The organism is Mobilicoccus caccae (assembly GCF_030161635.1).
GTDB classification, from domain to species: Bacteria; Actinomycetota; Actinomycetes; order Actinomycetales; family Dermatophilaceae; genus Mobilicoccus; species Mobilicoccus caccae.
The window spans coordinates 1,289,755-1,314,957 of record NZ_BSUO01000001.1 but is presented as its reverse complement, the minus strand read 5'-3'; the positions used below and the strand labels follow the sequence as shown (position 1 = coordinate 1,314,957).

General features: G+C 71.9%; 17 protein-coding genes and 2 pseudogenes. 2 read left to right on the top strand and 17 right to left on the bottom strand.

Annotated elements, in window-relative coordinates; all coding sequences use genetic code 11:
* Positions 1–43 precede the first annotated feature (43 nt).
* The 13 genes and pseudogenes from QQK49_RS06335 to QQK49_RS06275 all read right to left on the bottom strand — a co-directional run.
* Positions 44–726, bottom strand: a pseudogene (locus tag QQK49_RS06335) (ComEC/Rec2 family competence protein); the annotation flags it as partial.
* A 797-nt stretch (positions 727–1,523) separates the two neighbouring features.
* Positions 1,524–2,540, bottom strand: a complete 1,017-nt coding sequence (locus tag QQK49_RS06330; RefSeq protein ID WP_284303206.1) for a ComEA family DNA-binding protein — start codon at positions 2,538–2,540, stop codon at positions 1,524–1,526.
* Positions 2,541–2,632: 92 nt separating this feature from the next.
* On the bottom strand, positions 2,633–3,496 hold the full coding sequence (locus QQK49_RS06325) for a DegV family protein (protein WP_284303205.1): 864 nt from the start codon (positions 3,494–3,496) through the stop codon (positions 2,633–2,635).
* Between the two features lie 6 nt (positions 3,497–3,502).
* Positions 3,503–6,430: a leucine--tRNA ligase gene (leuS, locus tag QQK49_RS06320; protein ID WP_284303204.1), complete on the bottom strand. Its 2,928-nt coding sequence runs from the start codon at positions 6,428–6,430 to the stop codon at positions 3,503–3,505.
* Between the two features lie 231 nt (positions 6,431–6,661).
* Entirely contained in the window at positions 6,662–8,074 is a 1,413-nt protein-coding gene (locus QQK49_RS06315; RefSeq protein ID WP_284303203.1) for an alkaline phosphatase, read from the bottom strand.
* Between the two features lie 278 nt (positions 8,075–8,352).
* Positions 8,353–8,613, bottom strand: coding sequence for a 30S ribosomal protein S20 (gene rpsT / locus QQK49_RS06310; protein ID WP_284303202.1), 261 nt, complete (start codon positions 8,611–8,613; stop codon positions 8,353–8,355).
* Positions 8,614–8,819: 206 nt separating this feature from the next.
* Entirely contained in the window at positions 8,820–9,800 is a 981-nt protein-coding gene (gene holA, locus QQK49_RS06305; protein ID WP_284303201.1) for a DNA polymerase III subunit delta, read from the bottom strand.
* A 58-nt stretch (positions 9,801–9,858) separates the two neighbouring features.
* The gene (locus QQK49_RS06300) at positions 9,859–12,135 is read right to left on the bottom strand and encodes an ATP-dependent DNA helicase (protein WP_488803205.1); all 2,277 of its coding nucleotides are present in this window, start codon (positions 12,133–12,135) and stop codon (positions 9,859–9,861) included.
* A 159-nt stretch (positions 12,136–12,294) separates the two neighbouring features.
* Complete coding sequence (locus QQK49_RS06295; protein ID WP_284303200.1) at positions 12,295–13,275, bottom strand: hypothetical protein; 981 nt, start codon at positions 13,273–13,275, stop codon at positions 12,295–12,297.
* Positions 13,276–13,457: 182 nt separating this feature from the next.
* Positions 13,458–14,924 carry a GTPase HflX gene (hflX, locus tag QQK49_RS06290; protein ID WP_284303199.1) on the bottom strand — a complete coding sequence of 489 codons (1,467 nt, stop codon included), beginning with the start codon at positions 14,922–14,924 and terminating at the stop codon, positions 13,458–13,460.
* Positions 14,925–15,009: 85 nt separating this feature from the next.
* Positions 15,010–15,660, bottom strand: a complete 651-nt coding sequence (locus QQK49_RS06285; protein WP_284303198.1) for an SDR family oxidoreductase — start codon at positions 15,658–15,660, stop codon at positions 15,010–15,012.
* 93 nt (positions 15,661–15,753) lie between these two features.
* Positions 15,754–18,153 (bottom strand): sodium-translocating pyrophosphatase, encoded by a 2,400-nt coding sequence (locus QQK49_RS06280; RefSeq protein ID WP_284303197.1) that lies wholly within the window; start codon positions 18,151–18,153, stop codon positions 15,754–15,756.
* 169 nt (positions 18,154–18,322) lie between these two features.
* Entirely contained in the window at positions 18,323–19,801 is a 1,479-nt protein-coding gene (locus tag QQK49_RS06275; protein ID WP_284303196.1) for a hypothetical protein, read from the bottom strand.
* A gap of 171 nt (positions 19,802–19,972) precedes the next feature.
* Here QQK49_RS06275 and QQK49_RS06270 point away from each other — a divergent pair.
* A pseudogene (locus tag QQK49_RS06270) lies at positions 19,973–20,607 on the top strand (class I SAM-dependent methyltransferase).
* Between the two features lie 37 nt (positions 20,608–20,644).
* Here the strand turns inward: QQK49_RS06270 and dapF are convergent.
* Positions 20,645–21,535: a diaminopimelate epimerase gene (gene dapF / locus QQK49_RS06265; RefSeq protein ID WP_284303195.1), complete on the bottom strand. Its 891-nt coding sequence runs from the start codon at positions 21,533–21,535 to the stop codon at positions 20,645–20,647.
* 30 nt (positions 21,536–21,565) lie between these two features.
* Positions 21,566–22,492, bottom strand: a complete 927-nt coding sequence (gene miaA / locus QQK49_RS06260) for a tRNA (adenosine(37)-N6)-dimethylallyltransferase MiaA (RefSeq protein WP_284303194.1) — start codon at positions 22,490–22,492, stop codon at positions 21,566–21,568.
* 164 nt (positions 22,493–22,656) lie between these two features.
* On the opposite strand from miaA, the gene QQK49_RS06255 reads away from it, so the two are divergent.
* Positions 22,657–22,875, top strand: coding sequence for an antitoxin (locus QQK49_RS06255; RefSeq protein WP_284303193.1), 219 nt, complete (start codon positions 22,657–22,659; stop codon positions 22,873–22,875).
* A gap of 78 nt (positions 22,876–22,953) precedes the next feature.
* On the opposite strand, the gene miaB is transcribed toward QQK49_RS06255, so the two are convergent.
* Together miaB and QQK49_RS06245 are read right to left on the bottom strand one after the other, a co-directional pair.
* Positions 22,954–24,468 (bottom strand): tRNA (N6-isopentenyl adenosine(37)-C2)-methylthiotransferase MiaB, encoded by a 1,515-nt coding sequence (gene miaB / locus QQK49_RS06250; RefSeq protein WP_284303192.1) that lies wholly within the window; start codon positions 24,466–24,468, stop codon positions 22,954–22,956.
* Between the two features lie 67 nt (positions 24,469–24,535).
* Positions 24,536–25,168 carry a regulatory protein RecX gene (locus QQK49_RS06245; protein ID WP_284303191.1) on the bottom strand — a complete coding sequence of 211 codons (633 nt, stop codon included), beginning with the start codon at positions 25,166–25,168 and terminating at the stop codon, positions 24,536–24,538.
* Between the last annotated feature and the right edge of the window lie 35 nt (positions 25,169–25,203).

Sequence of the window (25,203 nt, the reverse complement as noted above, 5' to 3'; positions counted from 1 at the left end):
GGGTGAGCAGGGCCAGGGAGAAGGCCCCCACGGCGGTGTCCGGCCACGGGATCGCCCGCAGCGGGGCACGTTCGGCCCACCGCGCCACGAGCGCCACACCCCACGCGGGGATCGCCGCCACCCACGCCACGAGCCCGGCGGCGGCCGGCCACGCCACGCCGAGGACGGCCACGAGGGTGCCGACCACGGTCACCGGCACCACCAGCGGCGCGGCGAGCGCGTTGGCGAGGACCCCGACGATGCTGATCTCCCCTGGAGCAACACGACCACGGGAGCGCACGTCACCTGTGCCGCCAGGGGGATCGCCAGGGCTTCGGCGGCGAACCCCGGCCGAGGGACACGGCGGCGGAGGGCGTCGGCCCACGGTCGGGCGAACACCAGCAGACCGACGGTGGCGAGCACCGACAGGGCGAACCCGTACGAGCGGGCGAGCCACGGGTCGATCGCGAGGAGGATCAGCACCGCACCCGCGAGGGCGGGCATTCCGAGCGACCTGCGTGAGCGGAGGATCCCCAGCAGGCCGATCCCGCCCATGACCGCCGCTCGGATCACGCTCGGGTCCGGTCGCACGAGGACGACGAACCCGGCCAGGGCGAGCCCACCGGCGAGGGGACGCCATCGTCGTGGCACGCCGAGCCCGGCGCACACCCAGAGCACCGCGGCGCCGACCAGGGAGCAGTTGGTGCCGGACACGGCGGTCAGGTGGGACATCCCGGTGGCGGTCATGGCGTCGGCCAGGTCCTCGGGCAGGCCGTCCCGGTCGCCGATGACCATGCCCGGGACCAGGCCCTTCGGGTCCTCGGGCAGCCCGCCCACGGCCTCGCGCATCGCGGCCCGGGCCCGGTCGGCGGCGGCGACGAGCCACCCGGGGCCGGTGACCACGGTGGGCGTCGAGCGGGTCGTGAGGACGGCGCGCACCTGCTCACCGGCGTCGGCCGGAGCGAGCCTGCCGGTCACCTCCACGACGACCCGCCAGCCCACCCTCAGTCGATCGGCATCCCCGAGGAGCAGCACCGGCGTCTCGACCGCGGTCCGGACACCGCGGGCCTCGACCCGCTGCACTCGCAGGACGACGGCGACACGCGCCGGCCCGGCCTCGGTGCGTCGCAGCCTGCGGGGTTCGGCCATCACCTGCCCGGTGACCCGGACGAACGCCCGCTCCGAGGCCAGCTCGGCGACCGGCCCGGCCTCGGACCGCGCCTCGGCTCCTGCTACCACGACCTGCAGAGCAGCCGCGAGCAGGAGGGTGAGGACGACGCCCAGGCGGCGTCGGTCCGGCGGTCCGGCGCAAGCACGGCGCGATCGGAGGTGGCGGGCGGTGAGGATCCCGGCCACGCCGACGATGACCGCCGCGGTCACACTCGGCACCAGCGGCCCGCGCCCCAGGGACAGGGCCACCACCGCCCACGAGGCCAGTGCCGGTATGAGGAGTCGCACGTCCGCGGGCGCGGCCGGCGTGCTCGGTTCAGGCGCCGGGGAGGCCGGTGGCCGGGACGTCGTCGTGGTGCCCCGTGCGCCCACCGTCAGACACGGACGCGAGGACGCAACGCCTCGAGCGTCTTCTCGCCCACGCCCTTGACCTCACCGAGCTGGTCGACGGCGGTGAATCGGCCGTTGGCCGTGCGCCATTCGATGATCCTGGCGGCCATCACGGGGCCGACGCCCGGAAGAGACTCCAACGTGGGCTGGTCCGCCGCGTTCAGGTCGACGAGGGGCTGCGGGCCCGCCGGGACCCCCGCCGCGGCCGACGGAGGCGCGAGGGTGTTGATGGGGATGGGCGCGCCGGCCTTGTCAGGCACCGTGATCTGCTCACCGTCGACCACCGGGCGGGCCAGGTTGAGTCCGGTCAGCACGGCCTTCCTGGACGGCCCGCCGGCCTTCTCGAGCGCATCCTTGACCCGCGATCCCGCCGGGATCGTGACCACCCCCGGGCGGCCCACCTCACCGACGACGTGGACGACGAGGTCGGGGGCCGCGGGTGCCCCGGCCACCGGTCCCGGCGCCGCGCCCGCCGGGGCTGCGCCTCCCCCGGCACTGCCCGGGGTGGCTGCCGGATCCGCCGGGGCCACGGCCGCTCCCCCGGCCTGTCCGACGCTCCCGGGTGGCCGTCCGTCGGCCATGGGAGACGCGCTGGTGCCGGACACCGGTCGCGTGGGCACCGGCTCGGCCTCGTTCTCTCCTCCGATCAGACCGAACACGACCGAGAGGACGGCCACCACGACGACGATCGCCGCTCCCCCGACCGCCAGCAGCGGAGGCGACACGCGAGCACCCGCCAGGCCGCTCGGCACCTGCAGCACCCCGTCGCCGGCGCGCACCAGCCGGTGGGAGGGGAGGTCGGTCGCGACGACCTCGTCCCCGGCGCCGGTGCGCGCGCCGCGACGAGCGTGTCGCTGTGCACGCGTGGAGGGTTCGGCCGGCGGGTCGGCGAACCCGTCCGTCGCGACGAGGGCGATCGGCTCGGTGTCCGGATCGCGTCGCCGCCTGGAGTCGGGCGAGCGGGCGGACAGGAGGGCTGTGGCGCGAGCGGGCGCAGGCATGCCGCAACGCTAGGCAGCACGCCCGCGACCCGACCTGCCGAACTCCCGCCCTGTGGACGAGCCGGCGGCGGGAGCAGCGGGTGTGGACCGACTCAGGCGCGGGGTTCGGGGCTGGTGGAGACGGCGATCGCCCCCGGGCCGAGATGGACCGCCGCCACGGCGCCGATGGGTCGGACCCAGACGTCGTCGCCGGACAGGCGGTCGCCGATCCGGTCGATGAGCTGCCCCGCGAGCCGCTGGGCGCGTTCCTCCTCCTCGAGGTGGTGCACGGTGACGGCCACCGGGGTCGCCGAGGCGTCGGCCGCCTTCCCCACCAGCTCCACCAGCCGCGGCAGGGCCCGGCCGGCGGTGCGCACCTTCTCGCGGGGCTCGATCCGACCGTCGACGAGCTCGAGCAGAGGTCGGATGGCGAGCGCCGATCCGAGGAAGGCGGCGGCCTCGCCGATGCGTCCGCCCCGCCGGAGGAACTCCAGGGTGTGGACGTAGAAGTGCAGGGATCCGGCGGCGGCCCGCGCGGAGATCGCCGACGCGACCTCGGCGACGCCGGCCCCCGCCGCGGCCAGGCGCGCACCGGACAGCACCGCGTGGCCGAGGGTCATCCCCATCGTCCCCGAATCCACGACGTGCACGGGCACACTCGCCGCCCTGGCCGCGAGCGTGGCCGCGTCGCAGGTGCCGGACAACTCCCCCGACAGGTGCGCCGACACGATCTCGGTGACACCACCGGCCGCCAACCGTTCGTACACGTCGTGGAGTGCCCGCGGCGAGGGGCGGGAGGTCGTCAGCGAGCGGGCACGCCGCAGCAGTCGGAGGAGTTCGGCGTCGTCGAGGTCGACCCCCTCGGTGTAGGAGACGCCGTCGGCCGACACGTGCAACGGAACCACGGAGATGCCGAACTCCTCGACGAGGTCGTCGGGAAGATAGGCGGTGGAGTCCGTGACCAGGGCGACGGACACGAGACCTCAGCCCGCGACGATGTTGACGAGACCGGGTGCACGCACGATGACCTTGCGCACGGTCTGCCCGTCCAGGAGCTCGGCGATGCGGGGCTCGGCCAGTGCCGCGGCCTCCAGGTCGGCCTCGCCGATGTCGGAGGCCACCTCGAGACGCGCCCGGACCTTGCCCTTGATCTGCACGACGCAGGTCACTGTGTCCTGCACCAGCAGCGCCGGGTCGGCGACCGGGAAGTCGGCATACACCAGCGACTCCTCGTGCCCGAGCCGCGACCACAGCTCCTCGGCCAGGTGCGGCGCCACGGGCGCGACCATGAGCACCAAGGGCTCGATCGCGTCACGCGGGGGCTCGGCCATCTTCGTCAGGTGGTTGTTGAGTTCGATGAGCTTGGCGATGGCCGTGTTGAACCGCAGGTTCGTGTAGTCGCGGCGGACTCCGTCGATGGTGCGGTGCAGCAGCCCCAGGGTGGCGTCGTCGAGCTGGGCGTCGCCGACGTGCACCTGCCCGGTCTCCTCGTCGACGACGTTGCGCCACAGCCGCTGGAGGAACCGCTGACTTCCGACGACGGCGCGGGTCTCCCACGGCTTGGACAGCTCGAGCGGACCCATGCTCATCTCGTAGACGCGGAAGGTGTCGGCACCGTACTGCTCGTACATCTCGTCGGGGCTGACGACGTTCTTCAGCGACTTGCCGATCTTGCCGTACTCGCGGGTGACCGTCTCGCCCTGCCAGCGGTAGATGCTCTCGCCGTTCTCGGCGGCGATCTCCTCGACCTCGGCGGCCGGGACGGGTTGCCCACGGTCGTCGCGGTAGGCGTAGGCCTGGATGTAGCCCTGGCTGAAGTAGTGCCGGAAGGGCTCCTCCGCGCTGACGTGGCCCAGGTCGTAGAGCACCTTCTGCCAGAACCGGGCGTACAGCAGGTGCAGCACGGCGTGCTCCACGCCGCCGACGTACAGGTCGACGCCGCCGGGGTCGCGGGTGCCGGCCGGGGCGCCCTCGACGGGCTCGGCCTGCGGACCCATCCAGTAGTTCTCGACCTCGGGGTCGACCAGGACCTCGTGGTTGGCCGGGTCGAGGTAGCGCAGGAAGTACCAGCACGAACCGGCCCAGTTGGGCATCGTGTTGGTCTCGCGGCGGTACTTCTGGGGGCCGTCGCCGAGGTCGAGTTCCACCTCGACCCATTCGGGCACGCGCGACAGCGGCGGTTCGGGGGCGGAGACCACATCGTCGGGCTCGAAGGTCTTGGGGCTGTAGTCGGGCACCTCGGGCAGCTCGACGGGCAGCTGGTCGTCGGGGACGGCGTGGGCCACGCCCTCGGCGTCGAAGACGATCGGGAAGGGCTCGCCCCAGTACCGCTGCCGCGAGAACAACCAGTCGCGCAGGCGATAGTTGACCGTGCCCTCACCGTGACCCGCACCGGCCAACCAGTCGATGATCCGGGCCTTGGCCTCCGGCACGGACAGCCCGTCGAGGCTCACCTCGTCGTTGGCCGAGTTCGCGCCCACGCCCTCGCCGGTGAACGCCACGCCGGCCTTGGCGGACGTCTGCGGGTCCACCTGTCCGGCGGGCCCGGCGGGTGCGACGACGTCGATGATCGGCAGCCCGAACTGGGTGGCGAAGTCGTAGTCGCGCTCGTCGTGGGCGGGCACGGCCATGATCGCGCCGGTGCCGTACCCCATGAGGACGTAGTCGGCGACGAACACCGGGACCTCGCGGCCGTCGACGGGGTTGACCGCATACCCGCCGGTGAACACGCCGGTCTTGGTCTTGTCCTCGACCTGCCGCTCCACGTCGGACTTGCGGGAGGCCTGGAACTGGTAGGCCGAGACCGCCTCGGCCGGGGTGGCGCCGCCGCCCGTCCAGGCGTCCTTCGTGCCCTCCGGCCACGACGCGGCGACGAGCTTCTCCACGATCGGGTGCTCGGGCGCCACCGCCATGAACGTGGCACCGAAGAGCGTGTCCGGGCGGGTCGTGAAGACCTCGATCCCGGCCGACGGATCGTCCCTCAGCGGGAACGTGACGCGCGCGCCCTGGCTGCGACCGATCCAGTTGCGCTGCATGAGCTTGACCTTCTCGGGCCACTCGACGCGGTCGAGGTCGTCGGCCAGGCGGTCGGCGTAGGCGGTGATGCGCATCATCCACTGACGCAGCGCACGCCGGAACACCGGGTAGTTGCCCCGCTCGGAGCGTCCCTCGCTCGTGACCTCCTCGTTCGACAGCACCGTCCCGAGTCCGGGGCACCAGTTGACGGGCGCCTCCGAGGCGTAGGCCAGGCGGAATCCGTCGATGTACCGCGCACGCTCGGGTGCGGACAACTCCGACCACGACCGGCCGGCGAACTCCCCGGTCAGCTCGCGGCGTCCGGATTCGAGGTCGGCGACCAGCTCGCTGATCGGACGGGCGCGGCCCAGACCGCCGTCGGGCCGGATCGCCTCGGTGTCGTACCAGGACTCGAAGATCTGCAGGAAGATCCACTGCGTCCACCGGTAGTACTCCGGGTCGATCGTCGCGATGCTGCGGCGGTCGTCGTGGCCGAGGCCCAGGCGGCGCAACTGCCGCTTCATGACGACCATGTTCTCCTCGGTCGTCTTGCGCGGATGCTGGCCGGTCTGGACCGCGTACTGCTCGGCGGGCAGGCCGAAGGCGTCGTACCCCAGGCAGTGCAGGACGTTCTTGCCCGTCATGCGGTTGAACCGCGCGAACACGTCGGTCGCGATGTACCCGAGCGGATGCCCCACGTGCAGTCCGGCCCCCGAGGGGTAGGGGAACATGTCGAGGACCAGCAGCTTCTCGCGGCCGGCCACCCCCTGCGGGTCGGCCCACGGACCGGCGGGGTTGGGCGCGTGGAACGTCCCCTCCTGCTCCCACCGGTCCTGCCAGGAGACCTCGATCTGCCCGGCCATGGCCGCGGTGTACCGGTAGGGCGTGTCGTTCATCGGGTCCTTCGATCATCGGGGGCGTCTCGGGGGGCGTGGCAGGTGTCGTGCGAGCCGAGGCCGCCGCGTGGGCGGCCCGGGGTGCAGCCGGCACACCTGCATGCACGGGCAGTTCAGCCTAACGCAGCCCCCGCCTGCTCCTGCCGCCCATTCCGCGTGGCCGGGCGCCCCCGAGACGGGCGTGGGCCGCCGCCCCGAACGGGACGACGGCCCACGGTGAACCGCTCGACGTCACTTCTTCAGCATCGCGAAGTGGTGCTTGGCGAGGTCGGTGTTGTCGAGGTAGCGGCCGCGGACCGGGTCGGTCTTGGTGGCCATGCGGTAGAGCATGTCGGCGCCCTTGCCGCGCGCGTACACCGGCACGAGCTGGTTGGAGTGGTTGCCCGACTGCCACGTGACGGCGGGCAGCTCTCCGCGCTTGCCGCTCATGGCGGTCCAGTTCGGGTTGGCACCGGGGCCGGTCAGGTAACCGGTCTCGTGGTCGGCGGTGACGATGACGAGCGTCTCCTTCCACGAGCTGTTCTTCTCGACCCAGCGGATCGTGGCGTCGACGGCCTTGGTGAAGTCCAGGGTCTCCTCCACGTTGCGGGTGTTCGAGTTGGCGTGGCCCGCCCAGTCGATCGCGCCGCCCTCGACCATGAGGTAGAAGCCGTCACGGTCCTTGTCGAGCACGTTGAGCGCGCCCTCGGTCAGCGTCGCCAGCTCGGGCACGTCGTTCATCGGCACCGAGAACGGCGCCACGTTCTTGGCCTCGCCCGAGCGACCCTGCTGCAGCGTGGAACCCACCTCGACCAGACCGAGCATCTTGCCCGCGTCCTTGCCCTTCTTCTTGGGCATCCCGGAGACGACGCCGTTGCGGGCGAGCTTGTCGAACTGCTTCTTGCTGTGGAGGAAGGAGCGTCCGGCGTCACCGGCCTCCAGACGTCCGAAGTCGCGCTCGGAGAGGTAGGTGAAGTTCGGCTTCACGCGCTTGTGGTCGTCGTTGTAGTAGGGGTGACCCGCACCGATGATGACGTTGGTGTCGGAGTCGATCATCTCCTCGGCCAGTGCGTGGTAGTTGTTGCGGCTCTCGTTGTGCGCGACGTAGCCGGCGGGGGTGGCGTGGCTGAACGGCACCGACGACACGACACCGGTGGCCTTGCCGCGCTCCTTGGCCGCCTGCCAGGCGTTCTTGAGCGGCTTCTTGTCCTTGTCGACGCCGATGCCCGCGTCGTAGGTCTTCACACCGGTGGCCATCGCGGTCGACGCGGCGGCGGAATCGGTCGCGGGGTCCTTGACCGCGGCGGCCATGTCGCCCCACGCGACCTTGGGGTCGTAGCCACCCTTGACCGAGTACGTCGACATGCCGACCCGCACCGGGAACTTCTGGAACGGGAAGGCCGCCCCCGTCCCCTTGGCCGGGGCCACCTTGCCCGGCGCCCCGGCGACCTGGTGCATCGTCACGCCCTTGGCGTAGAGCGCGGCCTGGTCCACGGAGTTGTAGCCCATGCCGTCACCGATGAGCACGATGACGTTCTTGGGCGCGTCGGACGCCGGCGGGCGCCCCTCGGCGGAGGCGGTCGCGGACGGGAGGGAGGTGGAGGCGGCGACGGTGGCCGTGGCCAGAACTGCCCCGGCGAGACGGACTGATCGAGGGATCGACATGGTGTGCGCAACTCCTACGCGTGGAAGGGACGCCGACGATCGATCGGCGATACGCGCATTCGATCGCCGCCGGGTGACACCTCGACGGGGCGCCGAGAGCTCCCACCTGAATGCCGGGTGAACTCCCGCTACACGCAACCTGATTCGCCTCCCGCTCGGATCGGGGAACCGTCAGGGGCCGGCCGACGACGGCCTTCCGACATCACCGAGAACCTGCGGGCGCAGACAACGAAGAGGGCCGCTTCGCGGTGGAAGCGGCCCTCTTCGTCGATCGGAGATCAGAGTGCGTTGTACGCCTTCGACATCGCCGACTTCTTGTTCGCGGCCTGGTTCTTGTGGATGACGCCCTTGCTCACGGCCTTGTCGAGCTTGCGGCTCGCGAAGGCGAGAGCGGCCTTCGCCTCGTCCTTGTTCCCGGCCTCGGCGGCCTCACGGAACTTGCGGATCCACGTGCGCAGCTCCGACTTGTACGCCTTGTTGCGCTCGGTGCGCTTGGCGTTGGTGGTGATGCGCTTGATCTGCGACTTGATGTTCGCCATGGTGACTCTCGTTTCCGGTCGTTGGGCTGTCAGATGAGGACAGGCCCGGCCTCAACCCCCGCGACGGGTCAGGTCGCGGTCAAGGACGGACTGTTGATGCGTGTCGGCGCACGACCTGGGCGCACACGCAAGTCACGAATCTACCAGTCGTCTCCTGACCGGCCAAAACACGGGACCATGACCGGGTGCGACGCGGCGCGCTCGCCTCACCGCCGGTGTCGTTCGTCGCAGATCGTCAGGACGGCACGCTCCACCGCGTATTCGGGGTCGCGGCCGCCGCCCTTGACGGCGTGGTCGGCGGCGGCGACGGCCTGGATCGCCCGGCCCAGCGCCTCGACGTCCCACCCCTGCAGGGATCGCCGCGCGCGATCGATCTGCCAGGGCGCCATGCCGAGGGTCTTCGCGAGCGAGTTGGCCGAGGCGCGTCCGGCGCCGGCGACCTTGATGAGCTGCCGCAGCTGGATGGCGAGGATCGCCACGATCGGCACCGGGTCGACCCCCGAGGCCAGGGCGTGACGCAGGAGGCGCAGGGCCTCGGGGGCCTGGCCGGCGATGGCCGCGTCGGCGACGCGAAAGCCCGTGGCCTCCACCTTGCCGCCGTGATAGGTGGCGACGACCTGGTCGTCGATGACGCCCGTGGTGTCGTCGATGAGTTGCTTGCAGGCCGAGGCGAGTTCACGGACGTCCTTGCCGACGGCCTCGACCAGGGCACGCACGGCCTCGGGGGTGGCCTTGCGCCGGTTGCGCCGAAACTCGTTGACGGCGAAGTCGGCCTTGTCGCGGTCGGACTTGATGGCCGGAGCCTCGAGCACGCGCGCGCCGCTCTTCTTCATCGCCTCGACGACCTTCTTGGCGCGGTTTCCTCCGGCGTGGGCGACGACGAGCGTGACGTCCTCCTCGGGCCGCTCGATCTGCGCGAGGAGGTCGGCCTGGGCGTCGTCACCCGCCTGATCGGCACCCCGCACCACGACACACTTGGCACCACCGAACAGGGAGGGCGCGCAGTGCATCCCGATCTGGCCGGGCTCGTAGCCCTCCATGTCGACGCGGATGTACTCCAGATCGGGCGCCAACGACCGCGCCGCCTCGAGCGTGGACTCGATCGCACGCTCGGCCAGGATCTGTTCCGGTCCGGTGACGAGCACCAGGGGCGGCACTCCCCCACCGGGGGCTTCTGTGGTGGTCACGCGCCCAGGATGTCAGACCCCTCCGACAACCCATCCCACCCTGCGTGACCCGCCGCCCTCAGAGGCGGAGCAGACGCAGGCGCGCCTCGACGGACTCCAGCGGGATGCCCAGGTGTTCGGCGAGTTCGTCGGCGTCGAGGCCGAGGTCACGGCCGTCCTTGAGCTCTTCGTCGGCCTCCGCGCTCCAGGCGTGGCCGCCGGTGACGGCGGTCCGGCTCTCCTGGGCCGCAGGCGCGCCGGTGGTGACGGCGTCGCTGACCTTCTCCGCCGGGGCGCTCGCCGCGGGCGGGTGGTCGTTCTCGCCCGACACGACTCCCCGCAGGGGTGGCGGGGCCACGGGGACCACGGGCTCGGCGGAGGCGTCGAGGCGTCGCAACGCCTCCAGCACCCGGTCGCGGTCGGTGGTGGGCCAGAACGGCGGCAGGCTGCGCTGGAGGAATCCGGCGTAGCGGGCGGTGATCATGCGGGAGTCGAGGAAGGCGACGACGCCGCGGTCGCTGGATCGGCGCACCAGTCGCCCGGCGCCCTGGGACAACCGGAGCGCCGCGTGGGTCGCCGACACGGCCATGAAGCCGTTGCCGCCCATCCGCCCGATGGCCTGGGTGCGGGCCGAGGCCAGGGGGTCGTCGGGTCGGGGGAAGGGGATGCGGTCGATGACGACGAGCTGGCAGGCCGGGCCCGGCACGTCGACGCCCTGCCACAGGGTCAGGGTGCCGAAGAGGCAGGTGGTGGCCTCGGAGGCGAATTCGCGGACCAGCGTGGTGATCTGGTCCTCGCCCTGGCAGAGGATGGTCAGCTCGTCCCCGAAGCGCTCCCGCATCTGCTCGGTGGCGGCCTGCGCGGCCCGCATCGAGCTGAACAGGCCGAGGGTGCGCCCGCCCGCGGCCCTGATGAGCGCCTCGAGCTCGTCGAACATCGCGGGCGAGGGCCCGTCGCGTCCGGGCGCCGGCAGATGCGTGGCGACGTAGGCGATGCCCTGCTTGGGGTAGTCGAAGGGGCTGCCGACGTCGAGGCCCTGCCAGTCGGGGGCGCCCTCGCCACGCAGGCCGAGAGTGCCCGCGACCGCGTCGAACGTGCCGCCCAGCTCGATCGTCGCCGAGGTGAGCACGACGGTGCGGTCGGTGAAGAGCTTGTCCCGCAGCTCCATCGCCACGCTCATCGGCGCGACCCGCAGCACGGGACCACGTTGGGGGTGCTGACCGACCCACACGACGTCGAGTTCGCGCTCCTCGAGCAGGCGATCGACGACATCGGCCAGCTCGTCGACGGCGGCCCGGGCCACGGCGCGCGAGCCGTCCGGGGTGTCCTTGTCCTTGGAGTCGGACTTCATGCCGCTCTGCACCGCGCGCACGTCGGCGCGCAGCATGGCCAGGGCCTGCCCGAGGGAGTCGGGCAGCGCGAGGAGCCGGCCCTCCTCCAGCGGCGCCAGGGCCTTGGCGAAGACCTCTCCCGCCCCCACGAGGTCGTCGGTGCCCGTGTAGCGGGCGGCCTTGCGGGCCGCGGTCGTCACGGTGCCCGGCGAGAGTTCGTCGGTGACGGTCGCGGTGACCCGATCGACGAGTTCGTGGGCCTCGTCGATGACGAGCAGGTGGTGTTCGGGCAGCATCGAGCGGTTCTCGAACGCGTCGATGGCCATGAAACTGTGGTTGGTGACCACGACGTCGACATCCTTGGCAGCCTCCCGGGACACCTCGACGAAACACTCCGAGCGCATGGGACAGGCGCTGCCCAGGCACTCACGGGCGGCGACGGAGACCTGCCTCCAGGCCCGCTCGGAGACGCCGGGGACGAGCTCGTCGCGGTCTCCGGAGTCGGTGGTCTCGGCCCATTCGCGCAGACGCACCACCTCGGCGCCCAGCCGGGAGGTACCCGGGGTGCCCGCGTCATCCCCTGCAGAATCCGGGGAGCTTGCGGGCGCCGCCGCCAGCCCCTCGGTGGAGAACAGCGCGCCCTCCTCCTCGGGGAAACCGCCTGCCAGTTTGTGTCGGCACAAGTAGTTGCGGCGGCCCTTGACCAGCGCGTACGTGGGGCGTCGTCCGAGGATCGGGGCGAGTGCGTCGGCCACGCGCGGCATGTCACGGTCGACGATCTGTGCCTGCAGGGCCAGGGTCGCGGTGGCGACGATGGCGGGTGTGCCCGTCGCGACGGCGTCTGCGACGGCCGGGACGAGGTAGGCGAGGGACTTGCCGGTGCCGGTGCCCGCCTGCACGAGCAGGTGTTCCTGCGCGGCGACGGCGTCCTCGACGGCGAGCGCCATCCGCTGTTGACCTGGTCGTGGTGTGCCGCCCACCGCCTCGACGGCGGCAGCGAGCAGGGTCTTCACATCGGCGGACACGCGGCCCAGCCTAGGTCAGACGCAGCACTCGACGCGGACACCCTCGGGGCCACTGTGGACCACCAGCCCCGGGGTGCGCCGGCCGCACACGCACAACGCATCCCAGAACGCATCGAAACGGTCGCCATCACGACCGTTCCGATGCGTTCTGCGGTGTAATCACGCGGCGTGCAGGTGTGTCGGGCGGGGGCGGGACCGGGCTGCGCCGTAGGCCGCCTCGACCCGGCGCAGTGCCCCCGCGGGGTCGCGGCGCAGGGTCGTCGGGGTGATGCCGATGACTGTGGCGCCCGCGACGACGAGGTCACCGTCGGACTCGACGGTGTGCGCCCAGTCGTCCCCGAGCAGGTGGTGGGCCTTGGAGTGGACCATCACGGCGAGCGCCACGTCGTCGAACCACAGGTCGGGTGTGGTGAGTCGCGTGCGGTGCGCGGTGAGGGTCGGGTTGAGCATCGGCGGCGGCAACACCGGGGACCGGCGCACGAGAGCGGCCAGGTCGACCTCGGCCACCGACCACGCGCCCGACTCCGCCTCGGACAGGGCACGACGCACGAGTCCCGTCCCGGTGCCGCGGCCGAGCACCGCCAGTTCGCGCCACAGACGCTCCGGAGTCGTCACCCGACGCTGGCAGGCCTCGATGACCAGGGCCAGTGCGCGCCGGTCGTCGGCAGACCACCGAGCGGCGTCCACCACCGCACGCTCGGGTGAGACGACGTTCATGCCCTGCAGGGTCCGCGGCCAGTCCTCCCACACCGCCGCCCGTCTCACCCTGACCCAGCGACAGCGCCGGCTCGCGCAGGTGTGCGGGACGAGGACGTCGACGATGACGGAGTCGGCCTGCCGGATCCCGTACTGGGACGAGGCGGCCTCGCCGGTCAGCAGCGCGTCCTCCCCCGCGTACAAGAGCCCGGCCCACGACCGTTGCACCGGGGAGAGCCTGCCCTCCCCCACGAGCACGACCCGTGGGAGTGGTGCGCTCCACCCGTGATGCAACTTCCACCGCACCTGTGCGCGGGTGAGCCCGGCCTCCCACAACTGGTCCAGGGAGGCGAGGCCGTGTTGCCGGTGCAGGACGTCGATCAGCGGCGCGGGCAGATTCCGGGCGGAGTAGGGCAGGTCGTAGGCGGTCGCGTTCCGGCTCATGCGGCCGATCCTCAACGCCGCCGATGGGCCACCACCCCGTCGTCCACACCCACCGATCCCGACGGAGCGGACACGACACGGTGTGGACAACGCCCGTCGCCGTGACGACATCGCAGAACGCACCGAAACGGCTGTGATGGCGACCGTGTCGATGCGTTCTGCGATGTGTTTGTTGCGAGGCCTCAGGAGGTGACGAACTCGCTGTAGGCGTCCGCCTGGTGGGCGAAGACCTTGACCTGCAGGCGGGTGCCCTCGGCGTCGTGCTCCTCGGAGAGGACCTCGGCGTCGGTGTGCAACGTGTTGACGACGTCGCCGCGGCTGTAGGGCACGAGCAGGGTGAGGACGATGTCCTGCCGGGGCAGTTCGTCGGCGATGAGCTGCTGCAGCTCCTCGATCCCCTCGCCGGTGCGCGCCGAGACGGCGATCGCGTCCTTCTCGTGGCGCAGCAGGCGCGCGAGCACCTCGGGGTCGGCCATGTCGGTCTTGTTGATGACGACGATCTCGCGCGGGTGCTCGTTGGGGTCGTCCCAGACGTCGGCGAGGACCTCACGTACCGCGGTGATCTGGCCCTCGGGGTCGGGGTGCGAACCGTCGACGACGTGCAGCAGCAGATCGGCGTCGCCGACCTCCTCGAGCGTCGAGCGGAACGCCTCGACCAGCTCGTGCGGCAACGAGCGCACGAACCCGACGGTGTCGGCGAGGGTGTAGTCGCGCCCGTCGGAGGTCTGCGCCCGGCGGATCGTCGGGTCCAGCGTCGCGAACAGGGCGTTCTCGACGAGGGCACCGGCTCCGGTGATGCGGTTGAGCAGCGAGGACTTGCCGGCGTTGGTGTACCCGGCGATGGCCACCGAGGGCACGTGGTTGGCGCGCCGTCCGCTGCGTTTGGTGTCGCGGACGGTCTTCATCTCGCGGATCTCGCGGCGCAGTTTGGCGATCCGCGTGTTGATGCGCCGACGATCGAGTTCGATCTTGGTCTCACCGGGGCCACGGGAACCGATGCCCTCACCGCCGGCGACACGACCACCGGCCTGCCGTGACATCGACTCACCCCACCCACGCAGGCGCGGCAGCAGGTACTGCAGTTGCGCCAGTTCGACCTGCGCCTTGCCCTCGCGGGACTTGGCGTGCTGGGCGAAGATGTCGAGGATCAGCGCGGTGCGGTCGATGACCTTGACCTTGACGACGTCCTCCAGCGCACGCCGCTGGTTGGGCGCGAGCTGGCTGTCGGCGACGACGGTGTCGGCGCCCTCGGCGGCGACGATCTCGGCGAGTTCCTTCGCCTTGCCCGAGCCGACGTAGGTGGCCGGGTCGGGGCGGTAGCGGCGCTGGACGACGCCGGCGAGCACGGTCGACCCGGCCGTCTCGGCCAGGGCCGCGAGTTCGCGCAGGGAGTTCTCGGCCTCCTCGGCGGTCCCCTCGGACCAGACGCCGACGAGGACCACCCGCTCCAGGCGGAGCTGCCGGTACTCGACCTCGGTGACGTCCTCGATCTCGGTCGAGAGTCCGCTGACGCGACGCATCGCCGCGCGCTCCTCGCGCTCGAACTGGTCGCCGTCGTAGGAGACGAAATCGGGGTCGCTCAGGTGCCAGGAATCGTCGTCCGCCAGGGCCGACGCCTTGGCGTCGAAGATGTCTGAAGTGTGGCTCATATCCCTCTCAGGGTCGCAGACCTGCGCGGGAGGCGCGAGGCAATATCGCTTCAACGCCGCCGGGGCGCGTGGTCATTCCCCCACCTCACCGACCGGCGACGACGTCCTCGATGGGGGTGTCTCCGTCGTTGAACTCGATGATGCGGCCGATGGCGGCGTTGTCGGCGAGCACCGCGGCGGCGACGGCGGCGACGTCGTCACGGCTGACCTCGCCACCCTGGACGCCGGGGCCGCTCTCGATGCGGCCCGTGCCGTCCTCCAGCGTCAACCTGCTGGGGCGCAGGATCGTCCAGTCCAGGGAGCTCTGCTCGAGGTGGGCGTCGGCGGCGCTCTTGGCGTCGGCGTAGGGGAAGAAGGCGTCGTCCTGCGGCACGCCGTGGTCGGGGCCGGCGCCGAAGTAGGACACCATGACGTACCGCGGGACGCCCGCGTCGGCGGCGGCGTCCATCGAGGTGGTGGCGGCGTCACGGTCCACGGCGTAGGTGCGCTCGGGGCTGCCGCCACCGGCGCCCGCGGACCACACGACGGCGTCGACGCCGGAGAACAGCTCGGCGAACCCCGCCCGGTCCAGCGTCTCGATGTCGGCGACCTGCGGTGTGGCACCGGTCGCCGCGACCTCCTCGGCGTGGTCGGGGTTGCGGATGACCGAGGTCACCTCCTCACCCCGACTCACCAGGAGCGGCGCGAGGCGCAGCGCGACCTTGCCGTGGCCACCGATGATCGTGATGCGGGACATGGGAACTCCTGTCGTCCGGGCGATGCGGTCACCGGCGACAACCCCCGGGGATCGGCAGACATTCCGGACTCACCTCGCCCCCGGGGCCGGAGGTCACCCCTCCTCGGGCTTGCGGCGGCGCGAGAGTCGGCGCGACCGGCCGGGCACGCGCGGCTCGAGGATCGGGTAGTCCGGCGGGCTGTGGATCGACTCCACCCCCGGGCCCTTCTCATCGACGGCCGCCTCGATCTCGGGCAGGTTCTTGGTGGCCCGGTAGCGGGTGCGGTCGACCGCCAGCACGATGAAGAAGGCCGCCAGACCCGCGATGCCGAACCGCGCCCAGGTGGCGAGCCCCTCCCCCGTGGAGAGGACGACCACCGCCGGGGCGATGAGGACGGCGACGAGGTTCATCACCTTGATCAGCGGGTTGATGGCAGGGCCGGCGGTGTCCTTGAACGGGTCGCCGACCGTGTCTCCGATGACCGTCGCCTCGTGGGCGGCGGACCCCTTGCCGCCGTGGGCGCCGTCCTCGACGATCTTCTTCGCGTTGTCCCACGCGCCACCGGAGTTGGCGAGGAACACCGCCATGAGCACACCGCAGGCGATGGCGCCGGCGAGGAACCCGGCCAACGCGCCGAAGCCCAGACCGAACCCGATGGCGACCGGCGCGAGCACCGCCAGCAGACCCGGAGTCGCCAGCTCCCTCAGCGAATCCCGCGTACAGATGTCGACGACGCGGCCGTACTCCGGCTTCTCGGTGCCCGCCATGATGCCCGGGTGCTCACGGAACTGCCGGCGCACCTCGAGCACGATGGCCCCGGCCGCGCGGGTGACCGCGTCGATGGCGAGGCCGGAGAACAGGAAGACCACGCTGGCACCGGCGATGACGCCGACCAGGGTGGCGGGGTGGACGATCGCGTAGGCGTCGGTGGCGGCCGAGAGATCGATGCCCTGCTGCGTCAGGGCGATGCCGACCGCGTCGTTGTACGAGCCGAACAGCGCCGTGGCCGCGAGGACCGCCGTGGCGATCGCGATGCCCTTGGTGATGGCCTTGGTGGTGTTGCCCACGGCGTCGAGGTCGGTGAGCACCTGGGCGCCCTCGCCCGAGACGTCGCCGGACATCTCGGCGATGCCCTGCGCGTTGTCGCTGACCGGGCCGAAGGTGTCCATGGCCACGATGACCCCGACCGTCGTCAGCAGACCGCAGCCGGCCAGAGCGACGAAGAACAGCGACACGATGATGGATCCGCCGAGCAGGAACGCCCCGTAGACCGCCGCGCCGATGACCGCCGCGGTGTAGACGGCGGACTCGAAACCCACGCCGATGCCGGCCAGGATCACGGTGGCCGCGCCCGTCACCGAGGTGCGGGCGACGTTGCGGGTGGGCTCGTTGTCGGTGCCCGTGAAGTGCGCCGTCACGGCGAGGATGACGCCGGCCAGGAGGATCCCGAGGGACACCGCGGCCCAGGCCCGCAGGCGAGGGTCGCCGTCCAGGCCGAGGATCGCGGGGTCGACGCCGGACAACCCGGCGTAGGTGCCGGGCAGGTACACGTACGCGGCGATGCCGCAGCACACGACCGAGATGGCGGCGGCGATGAGGAATCCGCGGGTGATGGCGCGCAACCCGCTCTCGCCGACCTTGACCCGCGTCACGAGGATGCCGATCACGGCCGTGAGCACACCGATCGCGGGGACGATGAGCGGGAACACCAGCCCGTGGGCGCCGAACGCGGCGGTGCCGAGGATGAGCGCGGCCACGAGGGTCACCGCGTAGGACTCGAAGAGGTCGGCGGCCATACCCGCGCAGTCACCCACGTTGTCACCGACGTTGTCCGCGATGGTCGCGGCGTTGCGCGGGTCGTCCTCGGGGATGCCCTGCTCGACCTTGCCCACGAGGTCGGCGCCGACGTCGGCGGCCTTGGTGAAGATGCCTCCACCCACCCGCATGAACATCGCCAGCAGCGCGGCACCGAACCCGAAGCCCTCCAGCACGGTCGGGGCCGTGCCACGGAACAACAGCACGACGACGGCCGCGCCCAACAGGCCCAGGCCGACGGTCGCCATGCCGACGGCGCCACCGGTGCGGACCGCGAGCCGGAATCCGGGCGTGCGGTCACCCCCGCGGGAGGCGGCGGCCACACGGACGTTGGCGCGGACGGCCAAGGTCATGCCCAGGTAGCCGATCGCCGCGGAGAACCCCGCCCCGACGATGAACGCGGCGCTACGGCCGAGCCGACTCGCGAGGTCGGGGGCCGGCAACACCAACAACAACGCGACGGCCCCGACGACGAACCAGATCAGGGTGCGCATCTGCCGGTGCAGATAGGCCGAGGCACCCTCCTGGATCGCGGTCGCGATCTCCTGCATCTTCACCGTGCCGGGATCGGCTCGCAGCACCTGCGCCCGGAACACGGTGCCCACAGCCAGGGCGGCGATCGCGATTCCTGCGATCACCGCCACGAGCACCACATCCGCGGGCATGAGGTCGAGTCGGGGAGTGTCGACAGTCGTCATTGCGCCTCCACACGATCGCCCGTCCGGGGCGGAGCGCACCGGGACGCCGGGGGTCGAATGAGGACACAGTAGAGGCCCGGGGCCGAATTGAGCGGCCTACCGGCGGCATCCGTGTCGCGGGGTGTCGTCCCGGCCCCATCGGGAGGGAGTCACCCGCGGCAGTCGCCGCTCACGTGCGCCTCCGAGGGAGCCGCGGAACGCGCGCGATGTCCTCCAGGCGCAACGCCGAGGCGAGGGCGAGCGCGCTCTCGCAGCCCTCCTGCCCCGGGCACGGCAGGTCGACGGCGGCGGGGAGGTGCTGGGCGCCGCCGTGCGGCGCCCACCAGTAGCTGAGGTGGGAGACCGGGAACACCCGCCGCCACCACGAGCGAAGGCCACGTCCGGGAACGCGCACGGGCACGTCGCGCACGCCGGGACCGAACTCCGGCGCCACGGGTCCGGCGAGCAGGTCGCCCAGGACGACACGGCGCGAGGGCAGGTAGAGGTTGGTCCACCGGGTGGGTCCGAAGTGCGCGGCGGTGTGTCCGACCCGCAGAGCGCGCTCGCCGCCGTCGCACGGGTAGTCGCGCGTGTAGAAGCGGCCCGGCTCGACCTCGTCGGGGATCGGGGGGCACCGCGGGTACTCCTTGAGCGCCTGCTTCTCGGCCAGGCTCGCCCCCGGCCATCCCTGCAGCGGCAGCGGTGGATCGGCCAGCAGCAGCGAGGCGTACGTGAGCGGTGAGCCGACCGTGACGAAATCGGTGACCAGCCAGGGCACCCCGTCACGGCGGTCGGCCCGCCACAGGTCGAACTGCGCCTCACGAAAGCGTTCGACGTCGGCGACGCTCGGCGGCGGGGTGCTCGGCGGGATGCGGGGAGGCATCGGCGCGGGGTCGATGAGGTCGGCGGCGACGTCGAAGGCCCGCAACGCCTCCTGGTCGCCGGCGACGTCCGGATCGGGGTGGCGGGCCTCGTTCCACAGCGAGCGCAGCAGGTCGTAGCCGATGACGGCGCCGAGGGAATGCCCGACGACCACCACCCGGTCGTACTCATCGCTGCCGTGCAGGCGACGCAGCAGGTGCAGACCGTCGGCGCGGATCAGGCGCCTCGCCTCGACGTTGGCCGGGCTGGGGTGCAGGTAGCGCACGGCGTCGGACAGCACGCGTTGGACGAAGCCGGAGACCCCGAGGTGCGCCAGCAGCGCCGCGACCACGGCCGCCAGCACCCACTCACCGGCGCCGTCGAGGACGTCGACGCCCCGCCAGGCCGACCACACCGCCCACACACCGACCGTGACGACACCGATCACGCCGAGGGCGAAGGCGATCTGCAGCCCGAGGACGAGCGCGGCCACCTGGCCGTGCCTGCTGCGCCACTCGCGGCGCAGCAGCAACCGCACCGCCCAGGCGAGGGTCGCAAAGCCCCGGCCGTCGGGCGCGTGGTGGGCCCAGTAGAACTCGAAGAAGTCGGTCCGCGCGCGCAGCTCCGCGGTCGGGGGCTCGGTGAGCCGGCGCAGGTCGTCGGAGCCGCTCATGTCGTCCGGACTGCTGAACAGTCGTCGCAGCCCGATGCCGTGGGTGAACGCGCGCAGCGTACGCATCGGCGCCTGATCACCCATGCCGTGGATGAACACCACCGCCTGACGCGGCCGGCGATGCACGTGCTCCACACGACCACCTCCTGCTCGATGCCGTCGTGTCCACCAGGGCGGAACACTGATCAGCGCAGCCTACGAATGCCCGTGACGATCCTGGCGGAACCGCGCCGGGGACGCCCTCTGGGGCGGCGACACTCCCGACCTCGGCCGAAGACGACGCGCTCACGACTAGGCTGACCTGTCGTGAGCGAGCAGGAGCACTACTTCACCGCCGAACCGGCGAGCGCCGAGATCCGCCGCGAGATCACGGTGTCCCTGGCGGGGCGGTCGTTGACCGTCGAGACGGCACCGGGGGTCTTCTGCCCGGACCGTCTGGACCTGGGGACGTCGGTGCTGCTGCGGGAGGTTCCGGACCCGCCCACCCACGGTGATCTCCTCGATCTCGGGTGCGGATGGGGACCGCTGGCCCTCACCCAGGCGCTGTGCTCCCCCGAGGCCACCGTGTGGGGCATCGACGTCAACCGTCGCGCTCTCGACCTCGCCCGCCGCAACGCCCACCGTCACGGCGCCGAGAACCTCCGCCTCGTCGAGCCCGGCGACGTCCCGGCCGACGTGCGCTTCACCGCCATCTGGTCCAACCCCCGATCCGGGTGGGCAAGGCGGTGCTGCACGACATGCTCCTCACGTGGCTGCCGCGCCTGGCACCCGGCGGCACGGCCTACCTCGTGGTGCAGCGCAACCTCGGCGCCGACTCCCTGCACGCGTGGTTGGGCGGCACCCTCGGCTCGCGGTTCGCGACGAGCCGTCTCGCCTCCGCCAAGGGGTTCCGGGTCCTCGCGGTCCACCACCACCTCACCCCACCGGAGGAATCCGCCTGACGCGGGAGGCGTGAACCGCTCTCAGCCGAGCGGGCCCTCAGCCGCGCGGAACGTCCACGCGACCGTCGGCGACGAGTGCTGCGGGACCGGCCAACTCGACCCGCTGCCCGGGCAAGGCACGGACCAGGAGGGTGCCACCGGGTACGTCGACCCGCCATTCCTCGTGGTCGGCCGGGGCTCCGCTCCACGACATCAGCGCGAGCGCGGCGGCCGCGGCGCCGGTGCCGCACGAGCGGGTCTCCCCCACCCCGCGTTCATGCACGCGCATCTGCAGGTGTCCCGGACCGAGCATCTGGACCAGCTCGACGTTGGCGCCCGACTCCGGCGCCGGGTTGAGGACGGGCGGGTGGGTGAGGTCGACGTCCATGAGGTCCACCGACTCCGGCAGCACGACGACCACGTGCGGGTTACCCAGATCCAGGCTCAGCCCCGGCAGGGTGTCCATGCCCGGTAGCGCGACGAGGGTGTCGTATCCCTGCCCCGTCGGTGCGTCGGGGTGCACGAGGCGCCACGGTCCGAGGTCGACCGCGTAGGAGAGCTCGCCGTTGGAGCCCTCGGACACCACGGCCATCTTCGCCCCGGCCCGCGTGGCCATGGGGATCCGCCGTCCGCTGACGAGCCCCTCACGCAGCAGGTAGGCGGCGAACACGCGAGTCCCGTTGCCGCACATCTCGGCCCGGCTGCCGTCGGCGTTGCGGTAGTCCATGAACCACTCGGCCTCCGGGGCGAGGGCGCGCACGTCGGGCTCGTCGGCCTTCTCCGTGCGGACGACGCGGATCACCCCGTCACCGCCCAGTCCGGCCCGGCGGTCGGCGAGGAAGCGCACCTGTACGTCGGACAGGTCGAGCTCGCCGTCGAGGTCGGGGACGAGCACGAAGTCGTTCTCGGTGCCGTGTCCCTTGGTGAAGGCCAGGTTCTCGTGCGTCACGGTCGAAGTCTGTCACCTCCGTCGTCGAGCTCACCCGGCGGCGGCCTCCTCGATCCCCCGCCGGATGACGCGGTGGGCGCGGTCCGGAAGATCGGGTTCGGCGACGTCGAGCCAGACGATGCGGGGGTCGGCGCGGAACCAGCTCTCCTGGCGACGGACGAGTCGGCGCGTCGCGGTCGTGGTGGCGTCCATCGCCTCCTGGGCGGTCAGCCGACCCGCGAGGTGCGCCAGCGCCTCGCGATAGCCGACCGCGCGGGAGGCCGTGGGAGTCGTCGAGAGTCCCTGCTCCTCCAGCGCCGCGACCTCCTCCACCAGCCCGTGCTCCCACATCCCTCGCGTGCGGCGGGCGATCCGCTCGTCGAGGACGGCTCGATCGAGCACGAGCCCGAGCGTGATCGTCGGCCACCGGTACTCACGCACGGGCATCGTGGCCGAGAAGGGGCGTCCGGTGAGTTCGATGACCTCCAGGGCGCGGACGATCCGCCGCGTGTTGTTCGGTTCGAGGCGGTCGGCGGCGGCCGGATCGAGGCTGCGCAGACGCTCGAACATCGCCGGCGTCCCGACCTCGTCGGCCTCGGCCGACAAGCGCGCCCGCACCGCGGCATCGGTCGGCGGGATGTCGAGGAGGTCGAGCGCGGCCCGCACGTACAGGCCCGACCCGCCGACGAGGACGGGCAGCGCCCCACGGCCACGGATGGCCTCGAGGTCGGCGCGCGAGGACCGCTGAAAGGCGGCGACGCTCGCCTCCTCGTGGATGTCGAGCACGTCGATCTGGTGATGCGGGATCCCCCGCCGTCCACCGACGGGCACCTTGGCCGTGCCGATGTCCATGCCGCGGTAGAGCTGTGAGGCGTCGGCGCCCACGATCTCCCCACCGAGCCGCTCCGCGAGGTCGAGGGCGAGGTCGGACTTGCCGGTGGCCGTGGCGCCGACGACGGCGACGATCGGCGGATGCATGGCGGTGATTCTGCCAGCCGGACCCCGCAGGTCAGAGCCCGCCGTCCGGCACGTCGTCTCAGAATTCGAAACGGACGGTTTCGAGGCGCTGCGCCCCCGGGCACAGGCCCGGGCGTCGCCCGCGCGGCGACACGGACGCATCGTCGACCCGAAGGAGCACAAGGATGAGCCAGTTCGACAACCTCTCCGAGAAGGCCCGTCAGGCCGCCGCGCAGAACCCCGACCAGGTCAACCAGGGCATCGACCAGGCCGGTGACCTGGCCGACCAGAAGACCGGTGGCCGGCACGGCCAGCACATCGACCAGGGTGCCGAGCAGCTCAAGAACCACCTCGGCACCGGGCAGAACGACCAGCAGGGCCAGCAGGACCAGAACCAGCAGTGAGTTCGCCCAGGCGAAGGGCCCGGACCGTGTCGGTCCGGGCCCTTGCTCATGCCTGCGGGCGCCCTCGCGCCGGGCGGGTCAGCGGCAGCCGCTCACCGGGACGCTCACGGCGGGCGGCGCTCCGATCGGGGGCATGCCCAGCGACACCGTCGGGCGGCCGGGGGTCGGGCCGTCCTGGGTTGCGGCCCAGGCGTCTCCGCCGGCGGTGCGCCGGATCGCGAACGTGCCTCCCGTGGCGGCGGAGTCGGCCACGAGGTGGTGCGGCGCGCCGTAGGTGACGCCGACGGTGACGGCGTCACCGGGGCGCGGACGGTCGTCGTCCGCCAGGGTTTCGGGAAGCGCGAAGTGGACGAGCCGGTTGTCCCGGGCACGCCCGGACATCCGCGCGGTCGCCGAGTCCTTGCGCCCCTCGAACGGCGCGACGAGCACCTCGACGTCGCGGCCCTCGATCGCGCGGTTCTCCGTCCAGGAGATCTCGTCCTGCAGGGCCACGAGCCGCTCGAACCGCTCCTGGACGACGGCCTTGGGGATCTGGTCCGCCATCGTCGCCGCGGGGGTCCCCGGTCGGATCGAGTACTGGAAGGTGAACGCCGAGGAGAAACGCGACTGCCGCACGACCTCAAGGGTGTCCTCGAAGTCGGCGCCGGTCTCGCCGGGGAAGCCGACGATGATGTCGGTCGTGATCGCGGCGTCGGGGATGCGGTCGCGGACGCCCTCGAGGATGCGCAGGAACTTCTCGCTGCGGTAGGAGCGCCGCATCGAGCGCAGGACGGCGTCCGAGCCCGACTGCAGCGGCATGTGCAGGCTGGGCATGACGTTGGGAGTCTGCGCCATCGCGTCGATGACGTCGTCGGTGAACGCGGCCGGGTGGGGGCTCGTGAACCGCACCCGCTCCAGACCGTCGATCTCACCGCAGGCGCGCAGCAGCTTGGCGAACGCGCCACGGTCGCCGAACTCGACGCCGTAGGTGTTGACGTTCTGACCCAGCAGGGTCACCTCCACCACGCCCTGGGCGACGAGGGCCTTCACCTCGGCGAGGATGTCACCGGGGCGGCGGTCCTGCTCCTTGCCGCGCAGGCTGGGAACGATGCAGAAGGTGCACGTGTTGTTGCAGCCCACCGAGATCGACACCCAGCCCGAGTAGGCGGAATCGCGGCGGGTGGGCAGTGTGCTCGGGAACGTCTCGAGCGCCTCGAGGATCTCGACCTCGGCGCGTTTGTTGTGCCGAGCGCGGTCGAGCAGCGCGGGGAGGCTGCCGATGTTGTGCGTGCCGAACACGACGTCCACCCAGGGTGCCCGCTCGACGATGACCTCGCGGTCCTTCTGGGCCATGCAGCCGCCGACGGCGATCTGCATGTCGGGGTTGCGCGTCTTGGCGGGGCGGAGCTGCCCGAGGTTGCCGTACAGCTTGTTGTCCGCGTTCTCCCGCACGGCGCACGTGTTGAACACGACCACGTCGGCGACCTCGGGACGGTCGGCCTCGGGCAGACTGCGCAGGTCGACGTAGCCGTCGGTCTCGAGCAGACCGGCCAGTCGTTCGCTGTCGTGGACATTCATCTGGCACCCGTGGGTGCGCACGTCGTACGTCTTCATCGCTGAACCAGCCTACGGGCCGCGCGCAAACCGACAGGACAGCCGGGTACCCGCCCACCCGGCCGAATCAGTCGCGGAGGTGTTCCTCGGCGGCGCGCAGCGCGTCGCGGATGACGCCGTAGGACAGATCCGCCGGGTAGCCCTTGCGCGCCAGCATCCCGCCGAGGCGACGCATCTGGACGTCCTTGGGCAGACCGTGCAGCCGCCGGAGTCGAGCCTGCACCAGGTCCTCGGCCCGTGCCCGCTCGCTCTCGGGGTCGACGGTCGAGAGGGCGTCGGCCGCGGTGTCGGGGTCGATGCCCTTCTTGCGCAGTTCGTTCGCCAGCCCCCGCCGCGCGAGCCCGCGGGACTCCTGCTGGGAACGCACGAGCATCTCGGCATACGCCTCGTCGTCGACGAGACCGACCTCGGCGAAGCGGTCGAGGACGGCCGCCGCCACCTCGGGGTCGACGTCCTTGGCTGCCAGCTTGTCCTCGAGTTGGGCGCGGCTACGCGGTGCCGCGGCCAACTGCCGCAGGACGATCTGCCGGGCCTGCGCCGTCGCGTCGGCGTCGTCGAGGTCCACCAGATCGGGCACCGGCGGGGCCCCACCGGAGCCACGTGGCGCCGATGAAGGATGGCGCCCGCCCGCGGCGGAGGAGGCTGCCTCCTCCGCCGCGGCCAACACGGCGCGCGCGCGATCGAGTCGGGACTCACTCATGAGTACTCGGATCCGATGCGGGTACCGGCCGGGGA

Bases quoted from the DNA above. Each gene is read 5' to 3' on its own strand.
- QQK49_RS06245 (WP_284303191.1), bottom strand. From the start codon at position 25,168: ATGAGTGAGTCCCGACTCGATCGCGCGCGCGCCGTGTTGGCCGCGGCG.
- QQK49_RS06330 (WP_284303206.1), bottom strand. From the start codon at position 2,540: ATGCCTGCGCCCGCTCGCGCCACAGCCCTCCTGTCCGCCCGCTCGCCC.
- QQK49_RS06280 (WP_284303197.1), bottom strand. From the start codon at position 18,153: ATGACGACTGTCGACACTCCCCGACTCGACCTCATGCCCGCGGATGTG.
- QQK49_RS06315 (WP_284303203.1), bottom strand. From the start codon at position 8,074: ATGTCGATCCCTCGATCAGTCCGTCTCGCCGGGGCAGTTCTGGCCACG.
- miaB (WP_284303192.1), bottom strand. From the start codon at position 24,468: ATGAAGACGTACGACGTGCGCACCCACGGGTGCCAGATGAATGTCCAC.
- hflX (WP_284303199.1), bottom strand. From the start codon at position 14,924: ATGAGCCACACTTCAGACATCTTCGACGCCAAGGCGTCGGCCCTGGCG.
- leuS (WP_284303204.1), bottom strand. From the start codon at position 6,430: ATGAACGACACGCCCTACCGGTACACCGCGGCCATGGCCGGGCAGATC.
- miaA (WP_284303194.1), bottom strand. From the start codon at position 22,492: ATGCATCCGCCGATCGTCGCCGTCGTCGGCGCCACGGCCACCGGCAAG.
- QQK49_RS06285 (WP_284303198.1), bottom strand. From the start codon at position 15,660: ATGTCCCGCATCACGATCATCGGTGGCCACGGCAAGGTCGCGCTGCGC.
- QQK49_RS06295 (WP_284303200.1), bottom strand. From the start codon at position 13,275: ATGAGCCGGAACGCGACCGCCTACGACCTGCCCTACTCCGCCCGGAAT.
- QQK49_RS06255 (WP_284303193.1), top strand. From the start codon at position 22,657: ATGAGCCAGTTCGACAACCTCTCCGAGAAGGCCCGTCAGGCCGCCGCG.
- rpsT (WP_284303202.1), bottom strand. From the start codon at position 8,613: ATGGCGAACATCAAGTCGCAGATCAAGCGCATCACCACCAACGCCAAG.